The following is a 26180-nucleotide window of genomic DNA, read 5'->3' as shown; positions in this document are numbered from 1 at the left end:
CTCAGCGGCCGAGCGCGACCAGTCGGTCAGGGCTGAGCATCGCGCAATTCGGGCATCCGAGTTGTGCCATCGCCGCTTCCAGTTCGGTGCGCAGCAGGTGAATGGCATGCGCTACGCCGGGCATTCCCGCTACGGCCAGTGCATGCATCTGCGGGCGACCGACGAGCACGGCGCGGGCACCCAGCGCGAGCGCCTTGACCACGTCCGTCCCCATCCGCACCCCACCGTCGAGCAACAGCGGCACACGGCCTTGCGTCGCTTCGGCCACGCTCTGGATCAGGTCGACCGGGCTCGGCAGCCCATCGAGGACGCGCCCGCCATGGTTGGAGACGATGAGTGCGTCGGCCCCTTCGTCGACTGCGCGCGCGGCATCGTCGCCCAGCAAGAGGCCCTTGACGAGGATCGGCAGGCTCGTCGTCTTGCGCAGCCACACGAGGTCGTCCCACCCCGGAGCAGCGTTCGCGAGCGGAGTGCCGAGCAGGATCCGGCCGCCGGGCACGGAAGTCTGTGTCGGACGCGGCATTCCGGCCAGATTGACCGCACCGACGCCTTGCGGAAGCGTGATTCCGGCTGGTTTGAGCGCCGCATCGACGGTCAGCACGATGGCTTCGTAGCCCGCCGTTTCCGCGCGGCGGACGAGTTGCAGGCTGTGCTCGCGTTCCGGCTGGAGGTAGAGCTGGAACCACAATGGCGGGGCAATCTTGCCCAGATCATGCGCGAGGGCATGGGCGGCGGCGGCGATGTCCTCCAGAGGCATGCTCGACAGCGTGCTCACGACCATGCCGGTGTCGAGCGCGGTGGAAGCGCGGACGCAGGCGAGTTCGCCCTCGGGGTGGGCAAGGCGTTGGTAGGCCAGCGGGGCCAGCAGGATCGGGGAGGCATGGCGGCGGCCGAACAGTTCGATTTCCGTGCTGCCGTCGAGCCTCGCCATGGCGCGGGGGAGCAAGCCGATGCGGTCGAAGGCGGCGCGGTTCTCGGACAGCGTAATCTCGCGGCCCGCGCCTTCCTGGATGTGCCGCCAGACCTCGGGCATCAGGTGGGCTTCGGCGCGTCGCTCGTAATCGGCAAGGGTGCGCAAGTCCGCGGGAATGGCGGAAAACGGGGGCTGCGGGCTCACGTCGCCGACCACTGGCGCAGCAGGTTGTGGTAGACTTGGGTGAGGGTATCGATCGCGGCATGCTCGGGATGGTCCGTCGCGACAGACTGGATCGCGCCGTCCAGTTCGAACATCAGCCGCCGCTTCTCGGGCGAGGCGACGAAGCTCTGGGTCCAGAAGAACGAGACGAAGCGCACGCCGCGCGTCACCGGCATGACCCGGTGGAGGCTGGAGCCGGGATATACGATCAGGCTTCCGGCGGGCAGTTTGGCCGTGTGCGTACCGAACATGTCCTCGATCACGAGTTCGCCGCCGTCGTATTCCTCGGGGTCGGAGAGGAACAGGGTGCTCGAAACGTCGGAGCGCAGGTGCTCGCCGGTGCCGGGGATCGGGAAGATCGCGTTGTCGACGTGATTGCCGTAGTGGCCGCGCCCGTCGTAGCGGCTGAAGCGGGGTTGCAGGACGCGGGCGGGCAGGGCGGCGGCGATGAACAGCGGGGTCTGCGCCAGCCGGGCGAGGACGCGGTCGGCCAGTTGCTTGGCGAGGGGATGGTCGAGCGGTAACTGCTCGTTTTCCTTGACTCTTGCAGCGCGGTGACCGGCGGTGGCGCGGCCGTCCGCCCAGTCGGCGGCTTCCAGCGCACTGCGGATTTCGCGCACTTCGGCGGCGTCGAACAGATCGGGGATTTCGATGACCATGGTGCCTCTATTCGCGCAGTCCGGAGATGCTGACAATGATCCGCATCAAGCCGGAACTTCGTCCTCGGCCTCGATCATGGCGGCAAGGGCGGGGCTGATCCACTCGGTCAGAGCGGTGCCACAACGGTACACAACGCGCACACAAAGGCACTCACGGGCACCCAAAGCGCTCACAGCGGCAGGCGAAAGCACGCTGAACGCGGTTGCCCAGGCATCTGCGAGCATGGCCGAGGAGTGGATCACGCTGACCGCCATGGCATGCTCGACGGGCATCCCGCTGCGCGGGTCGATACTGTGGAAACCGCGTACGTAATCGCCCGAGGTCGCCACCGCCAACTGGTGCAGCGCAACCCGGAGCGGAGCTACGTCCTGTGTCGGCGTTTCGAGGTCCACCCACCACGGATCGCCATCGGGACGCAGGCCGCGTCCGACCAGTTCGCCGCCGATCTCGACGAGCGCATGGTGACAGTCCATCCCGGCGAGCAACGCGGTCAGCGCATCGACGGCGTAGCCCTTGGCGATGCCCGACAAGTCGAGCCTGAGCCCGCCGGGCTGGCGAAGCCGCCGCGTATCCGGTTCGTAGGCGAGGCGCATGAAGCCGGAGACCGCGCGGGCCTGCTCGATCTCTTCGGTGGTGGGCGCGCGGTCGATCGTTACCGGACCATGACCCCACGCATCGACGAGTGCGCCGATCGCGGGATCGAAGGCACCGGCTGACTGCTCGGCGACGGTAAGGGCGGTTTCGATCACCGTGGCGAAATCCGCAGGTAGGGCGCACCATTCGCCCGCACCTGCCCGGTTGAACCGGCCGAGGACGGAATCCGCGCGCCAGTGGCTCATCTGCGCGAGGATGTCCTCGAGCCTAGCCTCGATCGCCCGGCTCGCCGCGTCCCGGTCAAAGCCGGGGGGCGGGGCGAGCCGGATGCGCCATGTCGTGCCCATGGTCTCGCCGCCCAGTTCGATCACCGGCACGCCCTGCCGCCATGTGGCGAGCGAGGCTGCGTCGATTTCAAGCGGAACGGCGAGGCGCATGGGTGGCAGGCTCAGGATGTCGTCAGGGCGCGACGACTTCGAGCGTGGTGGTGAAGGACATGCGGCGGGCGCTGGCCTTCTTGTCGGCGGGCTTGGTGTCCTCGACGCTGGCGTTCAGCCAGTACCAGCCCGCGACCGGCCACTTGACCTTGACGACGCCGTCGGGGCCGGTGGTCAGTTCCTGCGCATCTTCGGCCGCGCGGTACTTCTTGCCGCCGGGGACGACTTCGACCTTGATGCCGGCGGCGGGCTTGCCGTCGATCAGGAAGCGGAAGCTGCCTTCCTCGTCCGAGACGAGTTCGTCAGGGTGCGTGACCGGATCGAATTCTAGTCCCTTGCCGGTGAGGGCGACCTTGCTCGGCTCGCCCGCAGTGACGTAGACGAAGTTGCGCGAGGTCACTTCGGTCAGCTTGATGTCGGTGGCGTTGGCGGGGATGTCGGCTACGGTCGGCACCATGCGCGGCGGCTGGCCACCCGGACCTCCGGGGCCGCCGGGACCACCGGGACCACCGGCCGGTGCGCCAGCGCCCGGAGCACCCGGGCCGCCGGGTGCGCCCTGCGGACGGCCACGACCGCCCACGCGCCATTCCTCGGTGCCGACCTTGAAGGTGCCCATCACGGAGTTGCGCTCCATGCCGATCTTCCAGGTGCCCGCTTTGTTCAGCGCGACGTCGAACGTACCGCGATGACGGCCCTTCGATGCGTTCTCGACTTTGCCGTCGGTGCCGTCGGGCGCCCAGACCGAGACCTGAGCCGGGTCCATGGCGACGTGGTCGGGGTAGAACAGATCGTTCGACACGGCGGCATCGACGGTGACGTATTCGTTGGTGCTGGCGAGCGTGCTGGTCGAGGGCAGCAGCCACATGCGGTGGGCAAGCGCAGGCGTCGCCAGCATGGAGGATGCCGCAGCGGCGATCAGGATGGAGCGGAAGCGCATTCGTATTCCCCTGTTATATAAAGCGAAAGTGATTGGATCAGCGGACGGTGACGGTGCCCAGCTCGGTCTTGCCCGAGACGGACCCACCCTTGCCGCCGACGGTGAAGGGCACGGACACCAGTTCGCGCCCGCCGGTTTCGCGCGCGGCCTCGACCTTCAGGACGTAGTCGCCCTTGGGCAGGTTCGCGGGAATGGCGACGGTGTAGCTGCCGGGCGCGCGGGTCGCGCCGCTGATGCCGTCGGCGGGCAGCTTCAGCGAGCGGCCGCCCTTGCGCCACCAGGTGCGCAAGTCCGCCAGCCACTTGGTGCCCGGCTCCGCACCGCGCTTCTTGCCGTCGAACCACACGAAGAGGGTGCGGGCATCGCCGCCGGCGACGGGCTCGACCCAGCCTGCGACGTAGGGGCGGTGGTATTCGGCCACCTTGATCTGCGGGACGGTGACGGTGACCGACGCGGCGAGCGCGGGCGTGGCCGCAAGAGCGGTTGCGGTGCCGGCGGCCAGCAGCGGCAGCGCGGGCAGGATCTTGGATCGGGTCATCACGGGCTTTCTCGTCAGTGGATGAAAAGGAGGGCCAGCAGCAGCGGGATCAGCAGGCTCAGCCCGACCATCGGCCAGGTCATCGGCCGGTGCTTCGCATGAAGCTGGAGCAGGAACAGGCCGGTGATCGTGAACACGAGACAGGCCACGGCGAAGAGGTCGATGAACAGGGACCACGCGGCGCCGCTGTTGCGGCCCTTGTGCAGGTCGTTGAGGTAGGAGATCCAGCCCCGGTCGGTGACTTCGGCCTGCACCTCGCCGGACGCGCGATCGATGCTGACCCAGGCGTCGCGGCCGGGGCCGGGCATGGCGACGTAGACTTCGTCCTCGGCGGTCCAGTCCGCCGCGCGGCCCGAAGGATCGAGCGGAACCGCCGCCGCGACCGCCTTCGCCACTTCGGCGGGCAGTGGATCGGTGCGGTCTCCGGGGGCAGGCAGTTTCGCCAGCAGTGCCACCGGCAGCTTGCCCTGGCTCTGCGTCACCGAAGGCTCCGCGCCGATCGAGGCGGCGTGGTTGAGCGTGATGCCGGTCGCCGCGAACAGCAGCATGCCCACCAGCGAAATCGCCGCGCTCACCCAGTGCCAGGTGTGCAGCTGCTTGAGCCAGAAGGCGCGGGCCTTCTTGTTCTTCTTCTTTTTCGCTGCGGCCTTTGGCCTGGCGGGCGGCGTGATGCGGCTCGGAGCGGCTGACGCGGCGTCACGCGCGGTGTCGGCGTGGCGGTCTGGGGCGTCGGCAACTTCCAAGATGTCGCATCCTTAACTCGGGCTTCAAAAATCCGGCGTGATCACCGGGACGGCCCCCTTAGACGGAAACGTGCCGCCACACGTCGTTGCGATGTCGGGTGCCCTCTGGACGACGAGCTGCTTAGTGTATATGAAAATCACTCGCAATAGTGGTTGGCAGGAGATTACAATTGGCGACAGTTGCCGCGCTCGCGCCGGACGAACTCGCGTTCGCACCGGCTTCGGCTGTCGTGCACGAGCCGCTCGTCCTGCCGCAATCGATCGGCGAATCGCCTTCAGGACATGGCCCGGGGCGTTCGGTCTACAGTCCCGCCAAGGCGAACCCGGTGGCGCTGCTGGCCTCGGCCGGGATGATCCTGGGCATGGCGGCCTGCCTCGCCACGCTTAATATCGTCGCGGCGCACAAGGAGCGGGCGCACCTTACCACGGTCGACGTGCAGGAACTGGACGTCACACCGCCTCCGCCGCCGCCCGAGCCTACGAAGCTGGAGACGCCGCAGGCTGCGATTACGCAGACGGTCGTGCCCAAGCCGATGATCGAGCTGCCCAGCCCTGGCCCGCAGCAGGTCATGGTGGATGCACCGCCGCCGCCTGCTCCGCCCAGCATGACCAGCGAAGGGGTCAAGGTCAGCGCGCCGCCCTCCGTCGCACCGCCCGCCGCGACTACGCTGGAAGGCGGCGATCTTTCGAGCAAGGTGCTGTTCGCCAAGCCGCCGACATATCCGGTGGATGCCCGCCGCGCGCACGAGCAGGGCACGGTGAAGCTGCTTCTGCTGGTCGGCAGCGACGGGACTGTGAAGGATATCCAGGTCGCATCGAGCAGCGGCAGTTCACGCCTTGACGGCGCGGCGCTGCGGGCGGTGAAGCACTGGCGCTGGTCGCCGCTGATGAGCAACGGCGTGGCGACTGCGGTGCGCGGCTACGTCACGATCCCGTTCGTGCTCAAGGCGGCGTAAACCCCGTCGTCATTGCTTCGCTACGTTCGCAATGACGGGTTGGTTCAGTCGCGGTCCTGCAGTGCAGCGTGCAGGGTCGTCATCGCCTGCTCCAGTTGAGTCGCGCTGTAGGGCTTGTCGAGCCGCACCGTCGGGCGATGTTCGAGGTCGGGCTCGAAGCCGCCGCTGGCGATCGCCAGAGGTACGTCGCGGGCGGCGAGTTCGGCGATGATCGGGTCGGCCTTCTCGCCCGCAAGGTTGAGGTCGATCACGGCGACGTCGTATTCGCCCGCGCAGGCTGTCGCGAGCGCGGTCGAGAGCGTCGCGAAAGGTCCGACGACCTCGCAGCCAAGATCGGTCAGCATCTCTTCGAGCAGCATGGAGACGAGGAACTCGTCCTCCGCCACCAGCACCCGCAATCCATCGAATCGAGGGGTTTCCTCAGGCATCGTGCCACCCTGAAATTGCGTTCGCGACAACGCCTTGCGCGGCAAAGTTATTGGCAGCGGTTCGCGGCGCGAGCAAGGGGGGATTCAGCCCTCGATGATCTCTCGGATTCGTCCGGCGAGGAGGTCCATGGCGAAGGGCTTGGTGATCATTTGCATGCCCGGTTCGAGGAAGCCGGAGGCGAGCGCCGCGTTTTCCGCATAGCCGGTCATGAACAGCACTTTCAGGCCGGGGCGGCAGGCGCGCCCGCCGTCGGCGACCTGTCGGCCGTTGAGCCCGGGCAGGCCGATGTCGGTGACGAGCAGGTCGATGCGCTCGTCCGACTGCAGGATGGCGAGGCCGGAGGGGCCGTCCGTAGCTTCGATCGCCCGGTAGCCGAGGCCGTCGAGCACTTCGAGGATGAGCGCGCGTACGACCGGCTCGTCCTCGACCACCAGCACCACTTCACCCTCGCGTGCGGTGGGCAGCAGCAGCGGTTCGTGCGCGTCCTCGGTCGCGGTGTCGGTGCCGAGATGCCGGGGGAGGAACAGCTTGATCGTGGTTCCGACGCCTTCCTCGGAATAGATTCGCGCGTAGCCTTCGGACTGGCGCGCGAAGCCGTAGATCATGGACAGGCCGAGGCCGGTGCCCTGGCCCATCGGCTTCGTGGTGAAGAACGGCTCGAAGGCGCGCACAGCGGTGTCGCGGCTCATGCCGACGCCGGTGTCACTGATCGCGATGCACACGTATTCGCCCGGCTTCACGTCCCGCTCGCGCGCGGCGTAGCGGTCGTCGAGGTGGGCGTTGCAGGTCTCGATGGTCAGCTTGCCGCCCTGCGGCATGGCATCGCGGGCATTGATGACGAGGTTGAGGATCGCGCTTTCCAGTTGGTTGGGATCGCAGCGCGTTAGCCACAGCCCGCCCGCCAGAACGAAGCCCAGCTCGATGTGTTCGCCGAGCGTACGGCGCAGCATGTCCTCCATCGAGGCGATCAGCGGATTGCTGCGCACCGGGCGCGGGTCGAGCGGCTGGCGGCGGGAGAAGGCGAGCAGGCGATGGGTCAGCGCCGCCGCCCGCTCGGCCGAAGTGCGTGCGCCGCCCAGCCAGCGCTCGAGGTCCTGCGTGCGGCCCTGCGTCAACCGGGCGTGCATCATGTCGAGGCTGCCGGTGATGCCTTGCAGCAGGTTGTTGAAGTCGTGCGCGATGCCGCCGGTCAGCTGGCCCACCGCCTCCATCTTCTGGCTCTGGCGAAGGGCCTCCTCGATGGCACGCTGCTCGGTGATGTCGCGGCCGATCGCGTGGATGCGGCGGTCGTCAGGCACAGCGGTCCAGGCGATCAGGCGGAAGTCGCCGTCCTTGGTGCGGTAGCGGTTCTCGAACGCGATCGTGCGGCGCCCGCTCGCGAGCTTGGCGACTTCGGCGGCGGTCGCCTCGACGTCGTCGGGGTGGACGAAGGAGGCGATGCGCTGTCCGAGCATTTCACTCTCATGCCAGCCCAGCAACCGCTCGCCAGAGGGGTTCACCGCCGTGATCGCGCCCTGGAAATCGCAGACCAGCATGAGGTCGCGGCTGATCGTCCAGAGCCGGTCGCGGTCCTGCGCGTAAGCGGCCTCGGCCTGCTTCTGCGCCTCGATCTCGGTATTTGTGCCGATCCAGGCAGAGATGGCACCATGGGCGTCCTTGAGCGGCATGGCCCGCGAGAGATGCCAGCGATAGAGCCCCTCGCAGTCACGCAGGCGGAGTTCGGTGTCGTAGACTTCTCCGCTCGCGACGGCCTGCGCCCAGCGCTCGACGGCGGTTTGCCGGTCTTCCGGATGGACGAGGCGAGCCCAGCCGTCGCCGTCGAGGCTGCCATGTGGCTCGCCCGAATAGGCGTAAGTGCGCTCGTTGAACCAGTCCATCGCGCCGTCGGCCCGCGCGGTCCAGACTTGCGTGGGCATGTTCTGGGCGAGGGCGCTGAACTGCGCCTCGCTCTTTTCGAGGGCCAACTGGGTGCGCGTGCGGTCGGTCACGTCGCGCACCGCACCGATCATCCGTACCGCGTTGCCGGCGGCATCGAATTCGAATTCGGACTTGCGCGCGATCACGCGCTCCTCGCCGGTATCGGGGCGACGGATGTGATATTCGACGTCGAGTGCCGCGTTCGCCGAATGGCGCCGGGCATGGTTGGATGAAAGGTGCCGGTCTTCGGGAATGATGATTTCCTCGAAGACACGCACGTTTGTCTCTCCGCGCTGCGGCACTCCGAAAAGGCGGCAGAATTCGTCGGTCCCGGTAATGGTATTGGCGACGATGTCGACGGAGAACAGGCCCACGCCGCCCGCGACCTGGGCGCGGCTCAGCTGTTCGGCGCTCAGGCGCAGGGCTTCCTGCGCGTCATGCTCGAAGGTGCGATCGCGCATCAGCTTGACGAAGCCGGTCGGGCGGCCCTCGGCATCGCGCAGCGGGGTCATCTCGCTGAGGCCCCAGAAGCGCTCGCCGCTCTTGCGCAAATGCCAGCGTGCGTCATGGGCGCGGCCGCTGTCGAGCGCTTCGCGGCGCTTGGCGGCGGGCCGGCCGGTCGCCCGGTCCTCGGGCGTGAAGAATACGTCTATCGGACGGCCGAGCATTTCCGGCTCGCTCCAGCCGAGCATCGCGGCGGCTCCGGCATTCCACAAGGTGATCCGACCGTCGAGATCGGTGGCGACGATGCCGTAGTCGACCGCACCGTCGAGGATCTGGCGGTTGTAGGCCTCGCGCTCGTGCAGCAGCCCTTCGGCGCCAACGCGCTGGACATGCGCCCAGGACCGCTCGGTCACTTCGCGGATTATATCGAGTTCATAGGGTGTCCAGCGACGGGGTCTGCTGTCATGGATCGCCATCAGTGCGATGAGGCGGCCTTCCTTGATGAGCGGCATGCAGATCGTTGCCGCGATGCCGATGTCCTGGAAGGTCCGGGCCTCTTCCGGCGCGATCTCCGTCGCATTGTCGTTGATGATCAGCGGGCGCCCGGCACGGAGTTCCTTCACTGCAAGTTGCCCGAAGTCGGCGAGGCGATAGTGTCCGACGATCGAGGGGGAGCCGTCGGCGTGCCAGTTGCCGCGGATGGTGAAGCCGTCCTCGTCGCCGTCCATGTCCGCGTAAGCGCAGTTGGAGAGGCCGAGGTGCTGCGCGGTCATGCGCGTGGTGATCGCGAGGATTTCCTCGGCCCCGCGGCAATCCGTGATCGCCTGCGCAATGTCGTCGAGGAACCGCAGCTTCGTTTCGCTCTCTTCGAGGGCTTCACGGGCGTGGTGCGCCTCGGTGATCTCGAAGACCACGGCGATGACGCCTGCGGGCGTACCATCGTCACCGGGAACAGGCGAATAGTCGAGGTTCAGCCAGATCTGCTCGGGCTTTCCGTGGCGGTGCAGCGTGAGCATGTGGTCGCGATAGCTCAGTGTGCCTCCCGCAAGACCGACCTTCATGACGTTGGCATTGAATTCCGCGACTTCCTGCCAACCGTCGAGCACGTTCGAGCCAAGTAGCCGGCTGTCGCGCCCACCGGCAAACTCGGCATAGGCGTCGTTGTAGAGCATGACGCCCATCGGCCCCCACAACAGCACCAGCGGCACGCGGGAGGGAAGCATCATCGCGACGGTGTGGCGCAAGCTGACCGGCCAGCCTTCGATGGGACCGATCGGGGTGGAGGCCCAGTCGTGCGTGGCGATACGGCGCGCGAGTTCGCCTTCGAGTCCCATGAACCCGTGGCCGTTCCCTACGCTGCGCGTCATGCCCCTAACCGATCCCTTCGCGCCGGGCCGATTTTCCCGTCGATTCACCCCGTCTGTGCACGCGACAACACATCGCGCGTGCAACGGTTCCCCGTCAATGATCGGTAAGTGATTATCCTGCGGCGGCGATGGGATAGGGCAGGATTTCCGCCTGTGTCCCCGTGGCGGAGAGACGGGGCGCCGACGACGCGCGATTGCGGCCCTTGCTCTTCGCATCGTAGAGGCCCCGGTCGGCCTGCAGCATGGCGGGCGAAAGGTCCTGTATGCCCGGAGCCACGGGCGCGCAGCCGATGCTGAGCGTGCCGCAGTTTCCTCCTCCCTGCCGCATAGCAAAGCCCGAACAGAGGTCTTCGGCAAGGCCGAGGCTGCGGCCTTCGTCCATTCCGGGCAGCAGCACCACGAACTCGTCGCCGCCGAGGCGGGCGCTGATCGCCGAACCCGGCAGGCGCAGCCTCAGGAATGCGGCGAGATCGACGAGCAGGCGGTCGCCGCCCTGATGGCCGAAGCAGTCGTTGATCGTCTTGAAGTTGTCGATGTCGATGAGGAGCAGCGAGCCGCCCGACTGCTGCACGTCGCGCGTACGGGCTTCGAAGCCGCGACGGTTGAGCAGGCCGGTCAGCGGATCGCTTTCGGCGAGGCGGGTGGCGCGTTCCTCGCGGCGGCGTCGCAATGCCCCTGCTACCGACATGGCGAGTGCAACTTCTACGAGAATGCCTTCGAACAGGGAGATGGGGATCAACACGCCGGAATAGGAAGACAAGTCGACGAAGGCGCCCGGCACGAAGGCGCAGCCGGCCTTTACGGCATAGAACGAGCCATGGACCACGAACGTCGCGACGAGGGTGCGGGTTTCCGAACCGGTGGTGCGGCGCGCTTCCAGCAGCACGCCTGCGGCTCTGAGGCAGAACACTGCCACGAACGCGGCGTTGAACAGCGACATGACCTGGTCGCGGTCGCCGAGGCCAGGAACGGCCATGAGCGCCGAACAGATCACCGGGGCAGCGAACCACGCCCGGCTCAGCTTGCGCTGCGCGAACGACGCGGCGCCAAGGAGGAACATGAAGTGGGCGAGCGGGACCATCGAGTTCGACAGCCAGACGCCGAGGAGAAAATTCCCGCTCAGGCGCAGCGGCGCAAGGGTGCAGCCCACGACGATGCAGAGGAACCCGAGCGCGAAGCCTAGGAGAAACCGCTCGCGCAGGGACCGCCATTCGATAAGAAGAAACGTTGCGGCCACGAACGCGATCGCGTTCGAAAGCAGCAACATGGTTTGCGCGTCGACCGACATGAAGAACCCGGAACCCCCTTGGCGAAGGGGGTACGCCAATCTCCTAAACAAATGGTGCACGGCCCATAAACCATTCGCACCGCAGCTGTTTTTCGGTCATGCCGGAAGCGGGCTGGAGCGTGACGACTTGTCCCTGAATCGTCATTGCGAGCGGAGCGAAGCAATGCAGGGCGGGCTCAAGACTGCCCTGGATTGCTTCGCTGCGCTCGCAATGACGAAGGGTGATGCACCCCAATGTCCTCGCGTTCCGTGCGCGGCGCTGCCATGGATTTGCAACCAAGACGGCCCAATGCCATTCTGTGACCTGACACCCGGCCGAACGCACGCGCGAAGGCCATCTGCAACTTTCGCATTACCGCCAAAACCGGGGAGCATATCGCATTGCGCGGCTGGATTCTCTTTCAGCATCAACTCGACCCGTCGATTCCCGAGGTGCCCGAAGTCTTCCGTTTCCAGGAGGCTGCAGGCGCGCTGGGCATCGAACTGCACGTCCTCCAGCCCCACAGCTTCGAACTGGTGGTCGGCACCGTCGGCGACTGGGCGATCAAGTATCAGGGGCGCGAGATCGAGAAGCCCGACTTCGTCATCTGCCGGACGGGCGCGGAGACGGACTACTTCACGTTGGCCCTGCTGCGCCACTTCGAGCGGCGCGGGGTGCGGCTGGTCAACGGCCCGGCAACGATCGAGACGGTGTCCGACAAGCTGCACACCCTGCAGACGCTGAACCGTGCAGGGTTGCCGATCCCGCGCACGATGCTGGGCACGTTCCCCATCGACGTCGATCTGGTCGAGCGGGAACTGGGCTTTCCGGTCATCGTCAAGACGCTCAAGGGTACGCGCGGCGCGGGCGTCCTCAAGTGCGAGGACCGCAGCCAGTTCGAGGATCTGGCGGGCCTGCTCGAAAGCGCCGAGGCCAAGGCGGACTTCATCCTGCAGCACTACGTGCGCGCCAGCCATGGCCGTGACGTGCGCGTGCTGGTGGTCGGCGGGCGGGTGATCGCGGCGATGGAGCGGCGCTCGCTGACCGGCGGGTTCAAGTCCAACGTCTCGCTCGGCGGGGTGGGCGTCGCCTACAACCCGCCGCAGGAGATGGCGGAACTGGCAGTGCAGGCGGCCGACGTTCTGGAACTCGACATCACCGGCATCGACATCCTGTTCGACGAGGACGGCTACCGCATCTGCGAGGCCAATTCCGCCCCCGGCTTCCAGGGGCTGGAGCGGGCGACCGGGCTCGACGTGCCGACGGCGATCCTCGAATGGGTGATCTCCACGCAGGCCGCCGTGCAGGAAAGCAAGCCTGCCCCGGCCGAGAGCACTGCGCTGGCCGACATGGTCTTCGGTGGCCGCACCGGCCTGCGCGCGCTCAGCGATCGCAACGCCGAATTCCGGCCTTTCGCCAGCGCGGTGGGCCTGCGGATGGTGGCGGCGGGGATCGGCTGCCTCGTCCATGGCTCGTTCCCGCAGCCGCTGGTGGATCGCCGCAGTCCGACCGGGATCGGCCTTCGCTCCCTCTTCGAAGGGCGCGCCAAGGTGGACCTGACGGGACTCAATGACCGGGCGCACGAACGCACGCTGATGGTGGTGCTCGCGGTCGCGATCTGGGCGGCGGTCATGCCATGGCTCGCCGGGGCCGAGGCGGTGGTGAGCGGGGTGCTCTCCGTCCTCGCGCTCATCTTCCCGGTGCTGTTCCTGCTGACTTCTCCGGCCGGACGGTTCGGAGCCGGTTCCGCGCGCCGCCGCAGGAGCAACGGATGATCGACTTTTCCGCGATTCCCTGGGCGGCGCTGGCGCCGTTCATCGTCGCCGGGTTCCTGGCGCAGCTGGTGGACAGCGCGGTCGGCATGGGCTTCGGGGTGATCGGCAACTCGCTGCTGATCCTGCTCGGCCTGCCGCCCGCCGCCGCGTCCTCGGTGACGCATGCGGTCGAGAGCTTCACCAGCGGCGTCTCCGGCGCGGCCCATGCCCTGCAGCGCAACGTCGACTGGATGCTCTTTGCGCGCCTCGTCATTCCGGGCATCGCCGGGGGGCTGACAGGCGTGTGGGCGCTCTCGCACCTCAGCCTCTCGATCCTGCGGCCGGTCCTGCTCGTCTATCTGGCGGCGGTCGGCATTTACCTGATCTGGCGCGGAGCGCGGCGGGCGCAGGCCTATCGCCGGATGCGCGCGGTGGGGCCGCTGGGCTTCGTCGCCGGGTTCCTCGATTCCTTCGGCGGGGCCTGGGGGCCGGTGACGACGGGCAGCCTGATCGCGCAGGGGATGACCCCGCGCGTGGCGGTGGGCACCGTCAACGCCGCCGAGTTCTTCGTGACGGTGACGGTGCTGTCGGCCTTCATCGGCACGTTGGGCCTGCAGTCGTTCTCGATCGCGGCGTCGGGCCTGCTGATCGGCGGGATCGTCGCCGCGCCGATCGGGGCGCTGGTGACGCGGCGTGCCTCCTCGCGCGATCTGACGCAGTGGATCGGCGGGGTGATGATCGCGCTCAGCCTGTGGGGTCTGATCTCGCTCGTCTTCGCGCCGATCCCGCTGTTCTCGCGGATGTGAGGGTCAGGCGCGCTTCAGTCGTCCCCCGCTGAGCGTCTCCGCCAGACCCGGCGCCACTATGAGCAACCCCTTGGCGATGGCCACCACCGCGCCGAGGATCAGGAACGGCTGGCCGATAAGATAGACCGGATAGAGCGGCGAGCCGAGCTTTCCGGTCAGCTTGCCGACGACCGGCCCCAGCAGCCAGATCAGGATCAGGTGCGCGCAGAAATAGAAGAACATGTAAGGCTCGATCCGGCGTAGCAGCGGCGCGGCGCGAGTGGCGACGAGGCGCCATGCCAGCCACCACACCGCCAGCGATGCGGCAACGCGCGCGGCTAGGTCCACCGCCGCCGTCGAGGCATCGTCGAACGGCCGGGCATCGCCGATCGAGACGTAGAGATGCAGCGGCATCAGCACCACGAAGGGTGCTAGCGCGACGATGGCGGGCCATGCGGCCACGCGCTCGGCGAGGTTGGCACGGCGGGCGATGATGCCGATGGTGAAGAACATCAGGATCGAGGCGCGCAGGATCACCGGCGGGCCGATGCCCAGTACGTGGCAGGTTCCCGCCGCCAGCGCGAGCAGAGCCAGCGCCTTCGACGGCAACCGCACCAGCAGCGGGGCCAGCACCATGCACAGGAACAGGTCGCGCAGGAACGGCATCTGCACGTTGATGTCGGGCGGGCGGGTGACGATGAACAGTTCCTCGACCAGCCAGCGCACCGATTGCGGCATAGGCGCGGCGAGCCCGAACTGCCATGCCGTGCCCGATACCAGCAGCACCGCCAGAGCGTTCCACAGCACCATCGGCAGCAGGATCGTGCGCGCCTTGCGGGCGACGTGTGGTCCCCAGTGACGGGTGCGCGAGGAGCCCGCGACCAGCCAGCCGGAGATCAGTCCCAGCAGCGGCACCGCGCTGCGGCCGAACCCTTCCATCAGGACCCAGCGCAAGGTCTCCTGCGGCGTCCCGCGCGCCAGATCGAGTTCGTAGCCGGAGAGTCCCGTCCAGGCGTGGACGTAGACGATGCCCGCGATGCAGATGACGCGCGCGATGCGGATCGCATCGGAGCGCCGGCTTTGCATGTCGCTCTTCGGTTCAGCCAAGCCGTGTCCCGCCCATTATCATCCATGCTCCGTATGTGCTTTTGTCATCATAAAGCCTGCGAGGCGCAGTGGTTGCCTCGCGCAGACGATGCCAAGCCTATGCGTCACGCCGCGCGGGCGGCGGGACGAGCGGAGAGGGGCGGGGAAAAGGCTTTCAGAACAGCGCTTCGTCGAGCGCCATGACCGTGGCGGGACCGGCGGCGATGCGGGCCGCGTGCAGACCTGCGCGGGGCAGCACGTAGCTCGCGTAGTAGGCGGCGAGGGCGGCGTAGGTGTCGCGGCTGCGCGCATCCTCCAGCGCCGGGGCGGCGGCGAGGATGCGGACCCACATCCAGCCCAGCGACACCAGCGCGAAGAGGTTGAGGTACTCGGTGGCCGCCGCGCCGAGGGCATCGGCATCGCCCGATGCGGCCGCGATGGTGGCGCTGGCTTCCTGCAGCATGGCGAGGGCGGCGCGCATCTGCGCGGCGAGGTCGCTCGCGTCGCTTTTGTCGATGTCGGCCGCGATTCCGTCGAGGTAGGCGCGCAAGGGGGCGCCGCCGTTCAGCGTGACCTTGCGCGAGACGAGGTCCATGGCCTGTACGCCGTTGGTGCCCTCGTAGATCTGGGTGATGCGTGCGTCGCGGACGAACTGCTCCATCCCGGCTTCGTGGATGTAGCCGTGGCCGCCGAAGACCTGCTGCGCCAGCACCGTCGTCTCGAAGCCGAAGTCGGTGAAGGCGGCCTTCACCACCGGCGTCAGCAGGGCGACGTCGGCGGAGGCGGCATCGCGCGTCGCGGTGTCCGGGTGGCGGTCGGCGATGTCCATGCGAATCGCGGTCCACGCGGCGAGGGCACGCGCGGGCTCCACGAAGGCGCGGCAGGCGAGCAGCATCTTGCGCACGTCGGCATGGGCGATGATCGGCACGGGGCCGGGGCGGCCGTCAGCGGCGCGGCCCTGCAGGCGCTCGCGGGCATAGGCGACCGCGTTTTGCGTCGCCGCATCGGCAAGGCCGAGCCCCTGGATGCCGACGAACAGGCGCTCGGCATTCATCATCGTGAACATCGCGTTGAGCCCGCGTCCGGCCTCGCCGACCAGCCAGCCGGTCGCGCCGTCGTAGTTCATGACGCAAGTGGGCTGGGCGTGGATGCCCATCTTGTGCTCGAGCGCGCCGACCGACATCGCATTGCGCTCGTCGAAGGCGCCGCTGGCTCCGGGCAGGAACTTGGGGACGAGCAGCAGGCTGATGCCCTTCACTCCGGCCGGAGCATCGGGCAGACGGGCGAGGACGAGGTGGACGATGTTGTTGCCGAAATCCTGGTCGCCCGAGGATATGAAGATCTTGGTTCCGGTCACCGCATAGCTGCCGTCGCCGCGTGGCTCGGCGCGGGTGCGCAGCAGGCCGAGGTCGGTGCCCGCCGAAGCCTCGGTCAGCGCCATCGCGCCGCACCACTCGCCGGTGACGAGCTTGCCGAGGTACGTCGCCTTGAGTTCTTCCGAGCCGTGCGCGGCAAGCGCTTCCGCCGCGCCGCGGGTAAGGCCGGGGAACAGGCCGAAGGACAAGTTGGCGGCGGACACCATCTCGTCGAGCATGATCTGCACGGTGCGCGGCAGGCCCTGTCCGCCGAACTCGGGATCGCCTGCGAGGCCGGGCCAGCCCGCCTCGACGAATTCCGCATAAGCCTCCGCGAAGCCCGGTGCGGTCACGACGTTACCGTCGACCAGCTTCGTGCCCGCCGCGTCGCCCGGCAGGTTCAGCGGGGCTAGGCGTTCGGTGCACATGCGACCGGCCATCGTCAGGACTTCGCCTGCAAGCTCGCTCGTCACTTCCTCCAACCTGGGCAGCGTGGCCATCTGCGCGTCGAAATCGAGCACGTGCTCCAGCAAGAAACGCATCGTCGCGACGGGGGGCTGGTAGGTCGAGGGCATGGTCGTCTCCACAGGGGCTTGCGTGCTTGCGCGGCTTTCCATCTCACTGTACCAAACGATCGTTACAATCAAGGCGATGTTGCCATGACCCTTGAATTTCCTTGCCGATCGGTCGGCCGCGCGCCAACGCAGACCGAATGAACGCACGCCACCCCGACAAGTCGAACCCGTCGCGCGAGGACGAGGTCGTGGCCGCCGCCGCCGCCCTCTTCGCCGAGCGGGGCTATGCCGCGACCAGCATTCGCGACATCGGCGAGCGGGTGGGCCTGCTGGGCGGCTCGCTCTACCACTACATCAAGAGCAAGGACGCGCTTTTCGTGCGCATCCACGATGCGGCGCTGCAGGCGGCAGAAGACCGCATCCGCGCGGCGATCGAAGGGGTGGAGGAGCCCGCTGCGCGGCTGGCCAGGGCGTGCCGGGTGCTGCTGGCGATCCAGCTCGACCCGGCCTCGCTGACGATGCCGCTGATGAACGACTTTCGCGCGGTGCCCGACTCCGTGCGCGTGCAACTGGTCGCGCGGCGCGATGCGTTCGAGCTACTGTTCGCGGACCTCGTAGATGCCCTGCCGCCGCAGCCGGGGCGCGACCCGGCGATCTATCGCATCCTGCTGCTCGCCACGCTCAATTCGGCGAGCGAGTGGTATCGGCCGGGGCGCCTCACCCTCGATGAAGTCGCCGACCAGATCCTCGGGGTCTACGCGGTCGGTTCCTGAGTAGGGACGGCGCGGCAGAGCCCTTCCTGCGCTACGCTGGCGACCAGCGTTCCCGCCCGGTCGTAAAGCGCGCCGCGCGCAAAGCCCCTCGCGTGGCCGGCCCAGGGGCTGTCCATCGCATAGAGCAGCCAGTCGTCCACCGGCGGTGTGGAATGGAACCACACCGCATGGTCGAGGCTGGCGACCTGCATGCCGGGCGAGAAAATGGCCTTCGAATGGGGCAGGATCGCCGTGGAAACGAGTGCGAAGTCGCTGGCGTAAGTCAGCACGACGCGCCTGAGCACTTCGTCACTGTCGATCGGCGCGGCCAGCTTGAACCACAGGAACTGGTGAGGGGTATCCGAGCCCTGCACGGCAGGCGGGCCGGGCCGGATCTCGAACGCGGCGAGGCGGTCGAGCATGGCCTGCGGGAATTTCTGGCCCGTCGCCGCGAGTGCCGTGACGAGGTCCGGGCACTGCTCGGGCAAGGGCACTTGCGGCATGGCGGCGGCGTGGGCGAAGCCGTCCTCGCGCCGATGGAACGAGGCCGCCAGGTTGAGGATCGGCTTGCCGCCCTGCATCGCCACGACGCGCCGGTTGGCGAAGCTGCCGCCGTCGAAGTCGCGCAGCACGCGGTAGATGATCGGCCGCGTCGTGTCCCCGGCACGCAGGAAATAGGCGTGGAGCGAATGGGCCTGCCGATCGCTGCCCGCCAGATCGCGTGCGGCGGCCGCCAGCGCCTGCGCCACCACGAGGCCGCCGAACACGCGGCCGGGCCGTTCCTCCGAGGCGCCGCCGCGGAACAGGTCGGTGTCGATCTCCTCGACTTCGAGGAGGGCGCGCAGTTCGGCGACGGCAGCAGCAGGGTCAGTCATCGACGGGCCTTAGCGGGGAGCCTTCGAGCCACGCAAGGGCCTGCCGCTCGATCGAGAGCAGTTCCTCCAGTGTCTGGTCGATCGCCCGCTTCTGCTTGCGCAAGTCGGCGATACGCTCGCCGACCTTGGACTTGAGGGCGCGGACCTGTTCGTGATGCTCGGGATCGACGTCGTAGAGATCGAGGAACTCCTTGATCTCCCGGATCGAGAAACCGAGCCGCTTGCCGCGCAGGATCAGTTGCATCCGCCCGACCTCGCGCCGCGAATAGATGCGGGTGGTGCCGACCCTCTGCGGCGCGATCAGGCCCTTGTCCTCATAGAAGCGCAAGGTGCGCATCGTCACGCCGAGCAGGGTTGCGGCTTCCTGGATCCCCAGAAGTTGCGGCGGTTCGGGAGCGGGCGCGGCGCTCAAGCTGCGGTTCCGCCCGAGCCTTGGCCAGAGTTTTGGCCCTCACGCTTGGCAGCTTCTTCCGCGACGAGGTCTTTTTTGGACAGCTTGCCTACCATGGTCTTGGGGAGCGAATCCCGGAACTCGATCGAGGCGGGCATCTCGATCTTGTTCAGCCGTTCACGCAGGAAGTCCAGCAATGTCTCCTGATCCAGGATGTCCCCCCCGTGCAGCACTACGAACGCCTTGGGAGCCTGCCCGCGATAGGCATCGGGGATGCCGATCACGACCGCCTCGGCGACCATCGGATGCTCGTAGAGCGCTTCCTCGATGATGCGCGGATAGACATTATAGCCCCCGCAGAGGATCACGTCCTTGATCCGGTCGACGAGGAACAGATAGCCGTCCTCATCCAGATAGCCGATGTCGCCGGTGCGCAGGGCACCGTAGATGAAGGTCTTCTCGGTGTCCTCGGGACGGCCCCAGTAGCCCTGCATGATCTGCGGGCCGCGCGCGCAGACTTCGCCCTTTTCGCCGGGCGCGCAAAGGCGGGTGGGGTCGGAGGGATCGCGGATTTCCAGCGCGGTGCCGGGGAAGGCGGGGCCGCAGGCGTTGTCCTTGACCAGTCCTTCGAGTGGGTTGCAGGCGATGATCGGGCTGGCTTCGGAGAGGCCATAGCCCTCGACGACGTTCACACCGGTCTTCTCCTCGAACTCGCGGCGGACCTCCAGCGGCAGCGGCGCGCCGCCGGAGATGCAGACCCGCACGTTGTCGAACTCGCCGTGAAGCTGCTGGTGGTTGAGTGCGGTGTAGAGCGTGGGCACCCCGAAGAACTGCGTCGGCCTCGTGCGCTTGGCGGTGGCGAGGAAGGACTTCATCTCGAAGCGCGGGAGCAGGATCATCTCCGCCGCCGTGTCGACCGAGTAGTTCAGCACCGTCGTCAGCGCGAAGACGTGGAACAGTGGCAGGACGCCCAGGGTGCGCTCCTGATGCTCGGGCATGTGGCCGACATGCGCGATCATCTGCGCCGAATTGGCGGCCAGGTTCGCGTGGCTGAGCATCGCGCCCTTGGGGACGCCGGTGGTGCCGCCGGTGTACTGCAGCACGGCGAGATCGTTGGGATGGCGTTCGACCGGGTCCGGCTCTGCATCGCGGGCGATCAGGTTGGCCCAGCGCGCATAGCGCAGGTCGTGCGGCTCGTGCGCGATGTCGCGGTGCTTGAACAGCAGGAAAGCGCGGCGCTTGATCGCGGGCAGGGCGTCGGCGAAGGGGCAGACGACCACGCGCTTGAGGCAGGTCTTGCCCACCAGCGGCTCCAGCTTGGGCAGGCAGAGCGCGAGATCGGTGGCGATCATCACCTCGCAGCCGGAGTCGGTGACCTGATGCGCCATCTCGCGCTCGGTGTAGAGCGGGTTGAAGTTCACCACGACCGCGCCGATCCGCAGAACCGCGAAATAGGCGACCACGTAGTAGGGCGTATTGGGCAGGCACAGGCCGACACGGGTGCCCTTGGTGACACCAAGGTCCTGCAGGCCGCGGGCGGCACGCTTCGCAAGCGCGCCGATTTCCGAATATGTCCACTTGCGGCCCATGAAGTCGACCGCCGACCATGACCCGTGGGCGTCCACGGCATGGTCGAGCAGGTCGGTCAGAAGACGCGGCGCGATCGGCGGCATCTCGTCCGTCGTTGAGGAGGCAGTGGCGGGAGCGACCCCGCCGATCGTCGCCGCGTCGATCATTAGAAGTGCATCCTTGCGCCGAGGGAGAAGACAAGAGCGGAAGCGTCCTTCAGCTCGCCGTTGGTGATCACCGGCGTCTGCACCGCCGTGCCCGCATAGGCAGCGGTGATGCGGTCGATCGGAGCATCCTTGAAGGTGATGTACGAGGCCGCCGCGTCGATGGTGAAGGCCGGGCTCGGCGAATAGCTGGTGCCTGCCGAGAAGTTCCAGCGGTTGCTGTCCGGCACGCGCGCGTCGCGGTTGCCGTCCTGCGTCGGGGTGATGCCGCGCTGGAAGCCGGTGCGCAGCACCCACTGCGGGTTGACCTGATAGTCGGCGCCGATCGCCCAGGTCCAGCTGTTGCGGTAGTTCTCGGGGATCGACTGGTTGATCGGCGCGCCGATGTCGATGGTGTCGAACTCGCTCCAGCCCATGCGCACGACCTGCGCGTTGAGGGTCAGGCTCTTGCTCATCTGCGCGCGGGCGCTGCCGATGAACATCCACGGCGTGCTGAACGAAGCCTTGGCGTCGATCGTGCCGTTCTGCGCTGCGAGCGGACCGGCCAGCCCTTCGAGCGTCACCGTGCCATCCAGCTTGTGCTTGATCGAGGACTTGTAGGCGAAGCCCAGCGAGACCGGGCCGTCATGGTACTGCACACCGGCTGACCAGCCCACATCCCAGCCGTTGCCCTTGAGCGTCTGGTGCCCGTCCGCCAGCAGCGGCGACAGGTTGGGGAGGTAGTTGCCCAGCGTCGCATCGACGTACTCGATGTTCGCCGCGCCGCCGATGTAGAGGCCCTTGGCCAGTTCCACCGCGATCGAGGGCTGGATGTCGTACGTGCGCAGCTTGGTCTTGTCGGCGCTGTAGCGCGCCCAGCTGTCGGCGTCGTAGTCGGTGGTGAACGAATAGGGTGCCGTCAGCGACAGGCCCACCGCCACGCGGCCAAACCCATAGGCGATCGCTCCCGAAGGCAGGTAGCCGTTATCGATCGGGTTCTTCGCCACCGGATTGCCGCCGACCGAGGCCGGGGCCTGCAGCGGGCGCACGATCACGGTCCCGTTGTCCACGACCTTGCCGCGCGGCAGGATGGCGCTGGCGCGCACGGATGCCTCGCCGCCCTGCATGCCCGCGATCGAAGCCGGGTTCCACCAGAGAGAATCGACGCCGGTATCAGCCGCCTCGCCCGAGAAGGCGCGGCCCTGTCCGCGGACGGACTGCTCCTGAAGGTAGAACGCCTGCGCGCTCGCCGATCCGCTCCACGCGAAGGCGACGACGCTGGCCGCGCTCGCAAGGAAGATGCGGTTGTACTTGGTATGCATTCGGTACTCTCCCTAGGTAATTGCTTTTTGGCAGCTACTTAACTGCCGCGCGGCCTACTTGATCCGCGTCCATGTCTGGGTTTTGCATAGCGGCCAGACGATGCAGCCCTTGAGCTTGAGGGTGTCCGCGCCCGCCGGGGTGATCGTGGCCTTGTAGGTGCCGCCGTCTTCCGGGTTGTAGATCGTCCCGCCCGACCAGGCGTTGCCGTCCTGCTTGAAGCCGCCGAGGATCTGAAGTCCCTTGAGGCGGCGGTCGCGCTTGGATGCGTCCTTGTTGTTGATGTCCTTGAGTTCCGGGTTCTTCAGGATGTTCTCGGAAGACACCAGCTTGCCGCAGATCGAGCCGCCGCAGCGTTCGATCTCGACCACGCCGTGCTTGGCAGGCGTGCGCCACGAGCCTGCCAGCGCGCCCGCATCCGCCGCCAGCACCGGCGATGCGGCGACGATCGCAGCGCTGGAACCCAACGCCAGCGTTGTAAGTTTAAGGAAGTGCATTTGCGACCTCTCCATCTCTCTCGCCCGGATTTCTAAGCTGGAACCGTGCCCCTGACTTCGCAGGTGACGACCGATCCCGACCGGATGGACTCAGCATATCCCAAAATTTGCTTGACGTATAGGGAAAGATTCGCACCTTAAGGGAAGACGTTCGGGAGAACGAGGATCGCTATGGATTCGGCACTCAAGCCGGCCGGGTCCGCCCATGGAGAGGAATGCATGCAAAGCGTCGTGATCGCGGGCTACGCCCGTTCGCCGTTTCACTTGGCCAACAAGGGCGCACTGGCCCGCGTCCGCCCCGACGACCTCGCCGCGCAGGTGATCCGGGGGCTGATTTCCAAGACCGGCGTGGAGCCCGCCGATATCGAGGACATCATCGTGGGCTGCGCTTTTCCCGAGGGAGAGCAGGGGCTTAATGTCGCGCGCCTGATCGGCCAGATTGCGGGACTGCCGCAGTCGGTCGGCGGGATGACGGTGAACCGTTTCTGCGGCTCCTCGATGAGCGCGATTCACATCGCCATGGGTCAGATCGCCGTAGGGGCTGGCGAGGTGTTCATCTGCGCCGGTATCGAATCGATGAGCCGGGTGCCGATGAGCGGCTTCAATCCGCTGCCGAACCCGGCGCTGGCCAGGTCGACCGCCGCTTACATCGGCATGGGCGAGACGGCCGAAAACGTCGCCACCCAGTATCAGATTTCGCGCGGCGAACAGGAAGCGCTCGCCGTCGAGAGCCAGAAGAAGGCCGCCGCCGCGCGCGAAGCAGGCAAGCTGGCCGACGAGATCGTGCCCATCGAAACCAAGGGCGGCACCGTCAGCGAGGACGGTACGATCCGTCCCGAAACCACCGCCGAAGCCCTTGCTGGCCTGAAGCCCGCGTTCGATGCCAACGGTTCGGTGACGGCGGGCACCTCCTCCCCGCTGACCGACGGCGCCAGCGCGGTGCTGGTGACCACCGAGGAATACGCGCGTGCTCACGGACTGCCGATCCTCGCCCGCATCAAGTCGGTGGCCATCTCCGGCTGCGCGCCCGAGACGATGGGCCTTGGGCCGATCCTCTCAAGCCAGAAGGCGCTGGAGCGCGCGGGGATTTCCGCCGGTGACCTCGACGTGGTGGAACTCAACGAAGCCTTTGCATCCCAAGCACTTGCCTGCATCAAGGATCTGGGCCTCGACGCCGCCAAGGTGAACATCGACGGCGGCGCCATCGCCATCGGCCACCCGCTTGGCGCGACCGGTGCGCGTATCGTCGGCAAGGCGGCATCGCTGCTCAAGCGCGAGGGCGGCAAGTACGCGCTCGCCAGCCAGTGCATCGGCGGCGGTCAGGGTATCGCCACCGTTCTGGAGGCCGTGGAATGAGCGGCTCCATCAAGAAAGTCTGCGTCATCGGCGCGGGCACCATGGGTGCCGGGATCGCCGCACAAGTCGCCAATGCGGGCGTGCCGGTGCTGCTGCTCGACATCGTCCCGAAGGATGGCGCGAACCGCAATGCCGTGGCCGAAGGCGCGGTGGCGAAGATGCTCAAGACCGAGCCCGCGCCTTTCATGAGCAAGGCCGCCGCGAAGCTCGTCGAGACCGGCAACATCGAGGATCACCTTGAAAAGATTGCCGAATGCGACTGGGTGGTCGAGGCCGTCATCGAACGCCTCGACATCAAGCAGGGCCTCTATGCCAAACTGGAGGCGGTGAAGCGCGAGGGCACGGCGGTGTCGTCCAACACCTCGACGATCCCGCTGGCGCAGCTGGTCGATGGCCGTTCCGAGGCGTTCAAGCGCGACTTCCTCATCACCCACTTCTTCAACCCGCCGCGCTACATGCGGCTGCTGGAGATCGTCACCGGGCCGGATACCGATGCCGGTGTCGCCGCGAAGGTCGAGCAGTTCGCCGACGTGGCGATGGGCAAGACGGTGGTGAAGGCCAAGGACACGCCGGGATTTATTGCCAATCGCATAGGCACTTACTGGATCCAGCTGGGTCTCAACGCGGCCTTCGACCAAGGCTTGAGCGTCGAACTGGCCGATGCCGTTGCGGGTAAGCCGATGGGCGTGCCCAAGACCGGGATCTTCGGCCTCGTCGATCTCGTCGGCATCGACCTGATGCCGCATCTGCAGGCCAGCCTTACCTCGACGCTGCCCAACGACGACCCCTACCACGCCATCGCGCGCAGCCATCCGCTGATCGAAAAGATGATCGCAGACGGCTATACCGGACGCAAGGGAAAGGGCGGATTCTACCGTCTTAACAAGGAGATGAGCCGCCGCAAGGAGACCATCGACCTTGCGACCGGCGAATACCGCGAGACCATCCGCGCCACCGGTCCCTCGGGCAAGGCGGGCCGCGGCGACCTTCGTGCGCTGGTCGAGACCAAGGGGCCGATCGGCGAGTACGCCTGGGCGGTTCTGGGCGGGACGCTGGCTTACGCGGCTTCGCTGATTCCGTCGGCGGCGGACGATGTGGTGGCGATCGACGATGCGATGAAGCTCGGCTACAACTGGAAGGCCGGGCCGTTCGAGATGATCGACAAGCTGGGAGCCGCTTGGCTGGCGCAGCGCCTTGAATCCGAAGGCAAACCGGTCCCGGAAATCCTGAAGGTGGCGGGCGACAGGCCGTTCTATCGCATCGAAAACGGGGTGCGACAGGCACTGGCACCGGGCGGCACCTACGAGGACATTAAACGCCCCCAAGGTGTCCTCAGCCTTGCCGACGTGAAGCTGGCAGGCAAACCGCTGCTGAAGAATGCCTCCGCCGCGCTGTGGGATATCGGCGACGGTGTCACCGCGCTCGAATTCACCGGCAAGATGAACGCGCTCGACGGCGAGGTCATGAAGCTGATCGTCGAGGCGATCCCGCTGGTGGCAGCGAAGTACAAGGCTCTGGTCGTCTACACCGACGCCGACAACTTCTCGGCCGGGGCCAACCTCGGCCTCGCGATCTTCGCGGTGAACATCGCCGCGTGGAGCGAGATCGAGAAGCTCGTCGCCGGTGGGCAGATGGCGTACAAGGGCCTCAAGTACGCGCCGTTCCCGGTGGTCGGCGCACCGGCGGGCATGGCGCTGGGCGGCGGGTGCGAAATCCTGCTTCACTGCGATGCCATCCAGGCCCATGCGGAGCTTTACATGGGCCTCGTCGAGTGCGGCGTCGGCCTCGTTCCGGGCTGGGGCGGCAATGGCGAATTGCTCGACCGCTGGCAGAGCAATCCGATGATGCCCAAGGGGCCGATGCCTGCCGTCGCCAAGGTGTTCGAGACGGTCTCCACCGCCTCGGTTTCCAAGTCTGCGGCGCAGGCGAAGGAGATGCTGTTCCTGCGCGCCGACGATGCGATCACCATGAACCGCGATCGCCTTCTCTACGACGCCAAGCAGAAGGCGCTGTCGCTGGTCGAGGGCTACAAGCCGCGCGAGGCTCCGCATTTCCGGCTGCCCGGCGAGAGTGGCCGCACCGCGCTGTCGATGGCGGCCGAGGGCTTCCACAAGCAGGGCAAGGCCACTGACTACGACATGGTCGTCTCCGACGCGCTGGCGACGGTGCTGACCGGCGGCGAGGCCGATCTGGTCGATGTGGTGAGCGAACAGGAACTGCTCAAGCTGGAGCGCGAGGCGTTCATGCGGCTGGTGCGCAGCCCGCGTTCGATCGCCCGGGTGGAGCACATGCTCGAAACCGGCAAGCCGCTGCGGAACTGAAACAAGAGGACAACGGGAGGCCGCCGTGATTGACCA

General features: G+C 67.2%; 22 protein-coding genes. 6 read left to right on the top strand and 16 right to left on the bottom strand.

Features of this window, described 5'->3' with window-relative positions:
* Position 1: 1 nt before the first annotated feature.
* The 6 genes from QRN25_RS07230 to QRN25_RS07205 are packed head-to-tail and all read right to left on the bottom strand — an operon-like array spanning position 2 to position 5044.
* Positions 2-1117, bottom strand: a complete 1116-nt coding sequence (locus tag QRN25_RS07230) for an alpha-hydroxy acid oxidase (protein ID WP_271181837.1) — start codon at positions 1115-1117, stop codon at positions 2-4.
* Entirely contained in the window at positions 1114-1794 is a 681-nt protein-coding gene (locus QRN25_RS07225) for a Fe2+-dependent dioxygenase (protein WP_285018257.1), read from the bottom strand. The genes QRN25_RS07230 and QRN25_RS07225 overlap by 4 nt, the downstream gene beginning before the upstream one ends.
* A gap of 45 nt (positions 1795-1839) precedes the next feature.
* The gene (locus QRN25_RS07220; RefSeq protein ID WP_211149909.1) at positions 1840-2826 is read right to left on the bottom strand and encodes an FAD:protein FMN transferase; all 987 of its coding nucleotides are present in this window, start codon (positions 2824-2826) and stop codon (positions 1840-1842) included.
* A 22-nt stretch (positions 2827-2848) separates the two neighbouring features.
* Positions 2849-3763 carry a DUF4198 domain-containing protein gene (locus QRN25_RS07215; protein WP_285018251.1) on the bottom strand — a complete coding sequence of 305 codons (915 nt, stop codon included), beginning with the start codon at positions 3761-3763 and terminating at the stop codon, positions 2849-2851.
* 37 nt (positions 3764-3800) lie between these two features.
* Positions 3801-4301 (bottom strand): DUF2271 domain-containing protein, encoded by a 501-nt coding sequence (locus QRN25_RS07210; RefSeq protein ID WP_051586661.1) that lies wholly within the window; start codon positions 4299-4301, stop codon positions 3801-3803.
* Positions 4302-4315: 14 nt separating this feature from the next.
* On the bottom strand, positions 4316-5044 hold the full coding sequence (locus QRN25_RS07205) for a PepSY-associated TM helix domain-containing protein (protein ID WP_502910428.1): 729 nt from the start codon (positions 5042-5044) through the stop codon (positions 4316-4318).
* Between the two features lie 170 nt (positions 5045-5214).
* Here QRN25_RS07205 and QRN25_RS07200 point away from each other — a divergent pair, with 170 nt between their 5' ends.
* Complete coding sequence (locus QRN25_RS07200; RefSeq protein ID WP_285018247.1) at positions 5215-6000, top strand: energy transducer TonB; 786 nt, start codon at positions 5215-5217, stop codon at positions 5998-6000.
* Positions 6001-6044: 44 nt separating this feature from the next.
* Here the strand turns inward: QRN25_RS07200 and QRN25_RS07195 are convergent, their stop codons facing one another.
* The 3 genes from QRN25_RS07195 to QRN25_RS07185 form a co-directional block, all read right to left on the bottom strand.
* Entirely contained in the window at positions 6045-6428 is a 384-nt protein-coding gene (locus tag QRN25_RS07195) for a response regulator (protein WP_271181832.1), read from the bottom strand.
* A gap of 84 nt (positions 6429-6512) precedes the next feature.
* Positions 6513-10157: a PAS domain S-box protein gene (locus tag QRN25_RS07190; protein WP_285018244.1), complete on the bottom strand. Its 3645-nt coding sequence runs from the start codon at positions 10155-10157 to the stop codon at positions 6513-6515.
* 112 nt (positions 10158-10269) lie between these two features.
* Positions 10270-11424, bottom strand: a complete 1155-nt coding sequence (locus tag QRN25_RS07185; RefSeq protein ID WP_285018242.1) for a GGDEF domain-containing protein — start codon at positions 11422-11424, stop codon at positions 10270-10272.
* Between the two features lie 402 nt (positions 11425-11826).
* Here QRN25_RS07185 and QRN25_RS07180 point away from each other — a divergent pair, with 402 nt between their 5' ends.
* On the top strand, positions 11827-13200 hold the full coding sequence (locus tag QRN25_RS07180) for an ATP-grasp domain-containing protein (RefSeq protein WP_285018239.1): 1374 nt from the start codon (positions 11827-11829) through the stop codon (positions 13198-13200).
* Entirely contained in the window at positions 13197-13985 is a 789-nt protein-coding gene (locus tag QRN25_RS07175; RefSeq protein ID WP_036522392.1) for a sulfite exporter TauE/SafE family protein, read from the top strand. Before QRN25_RS07180 ends, QRN25_RS07175 begins: the two co-directional genes overlap by 4 nt.
* Before the next feature lie 3 nt (positions 13986-13988).
* Here the strand turns inward: QRN25_RS07175 and QRN25_RS07170 are convergent, their stop codons facing one another.
* Both QRN25_RS07170 and QRN25_RS07165 read right to left on the bottom strand, forming a co-directional pair.
* Entirely contained in the window at positions 13989-15050 is a 1062-nt protein-coding gene (locus QRN25_RS07170) for an acyltransferase family protein (RefSeq protein WP_285018323.1), read from the bottom strand.
* Positions 15051-15225: 175 nt separating this feature from the next.
* Positions 15226-16980 (bottom strand): acyl-CoA dehydrogenase, encoded by a 1755-nt coding sequence (locus QRN25_RS07165; protein ID WP_285018236.1) that lies wholly within the window; start codon positions 16978-16980, stop codon positions 15226-15228.
* Positions 16981-17117: 137 nt separating this feature from the next.
* On the opposite strand from QRN25_RS07165, the gene QRN25_RS07160 reads away from it, so the two are divergent.
* Entirely contained in the window at positions 17118-17693 is a 576-nt protein-coding gene (locus tag QRN25_RS07160) for a TetR/AcrR family transcriptional regulator (RefSeq protein WP_285018234.1), read from the top strand.
* Here QRN25_RS07160 and QRN25_RS07155 read toward each other — a convergent pair.
* Genes QRN25_RS07155 through QRN25_RS07135 form a run of 5 tightly spaced genes read right to left on the bottom strand, consistent with a single transcriptional unit; the run spans position 17675 to position 22467 of the window.
* Positions 17675-18547: an acyl-CoA thioesterase gene (locus tag QRN25_RS07155; protein WP_285018233.1), complete on the bottom strand. Its 873-nt coding sequence runs from the start codon at positions 18545-18547 to the stop codon at positions 17675-17677. The two genes, QRN25_RS07160 and QRN25_RS07155, sit on opposite strands and share 19 nt — an antisense overlap.
* Positions 18540-18959, bottom strand: coding sequence for a MerR family transcriptional regulator (locus QRN25_RS07150; RefSeq protein ID WP_008832270.1), 420 nt, complete (start codon positions 18957-18959; stop codon positions 18540-18542). The genes QRN25_RS07155 and QRN25_RS07150 overlap by 8 nt, the downstream gene beginning before the upstream one ends.
* Positions 18956-20674, bottom strand: a complete 1719-nt coding sequence (locus QRN25_RS07145; RefSeq protein WP_285018231.1) for a long-chain-fatty-acid--CoA ligase — start codon at positions 20672-20674, stop codon at positions 18956-18958. Before QRN25_RS07145 ends, QRN25_RS07150 begins: the two co-directional genes overlap by 4 nt.
* Positions 20674-21972: an OmpP1/FadL family transporter gene (locus QRN25_RS07140; RefSeq protein WP_008832268.1), complete on the bottom strand. Its 1299-nt coding sequence runs from the start codon at positions 21970-21972 to the stop codon at positions 20674-20676. Before QRN25_RS07140 ends, QRN25_RS07145 begins: the two co-directional genes overlap by 1 nt.
* Positions 21973-22026: 54 nt before the next feature.
* Positions 22027-22467, bottom strand: coding sequence for a DUF2147 domain-containing protein (locus tag QRN25_RS07135; RefSeq protein WP_271181824.1), 441 nt, complete (start codon positions 22465-22467; stop codon positions 22027-22029).
* A 219-nt stretch (positions 22468-22686) separates the two neighbouring features.
* On the opposite strand from QRN25_RS07135, the gene QRN25_RS07130 reads away from it, so the two are divergent.
* Positions 22687-23823 carry a thiolase family protein gene (locus tag QRN25_RS07130; protein WP_285018230.1) on the top strand — a complete coding sequence of 379 codons (1137 nt, stop codon included), beginning with the start codon at positions 22687-22689 and terminating at the stop codon, positions 23821-23823.
* Positions 23820-26144, top strand: a complete 2325-nt coding sequence (locus QRN25_RS07125; RefSeq protein WP_285018229.1) for a 3-hydroxyacyl-CoA dehydrogenase/enoyl-CoA hydratase family protein — start codon at positions 23820-23822, stop codon at positions 26142-26144. The genes QRN25_RS07130 and QRN25_RS07125 overlap by 4 nt, the downstream gene beginning before the upstream one ends.
* Positions 26145-26180 lie beyond the last annotated feature (36 nt).

The organism is Novosphingobium sp. fls2-241-R2A-195 (genome assembly GCF_030209485.1).
Classification (GTDB): Bacteria; Pseudomonadota; Alphaproteobacteria; order Sphingomonadales; family Sphingomonadaceae; genus Novosphingobium; species Novosphingobium resinovorum.
The sequence above is the reverse complement of the archived record's forward strand: the minus strand, read 5'-3'. Positions and strand labels throughout refer to the sequence as shown.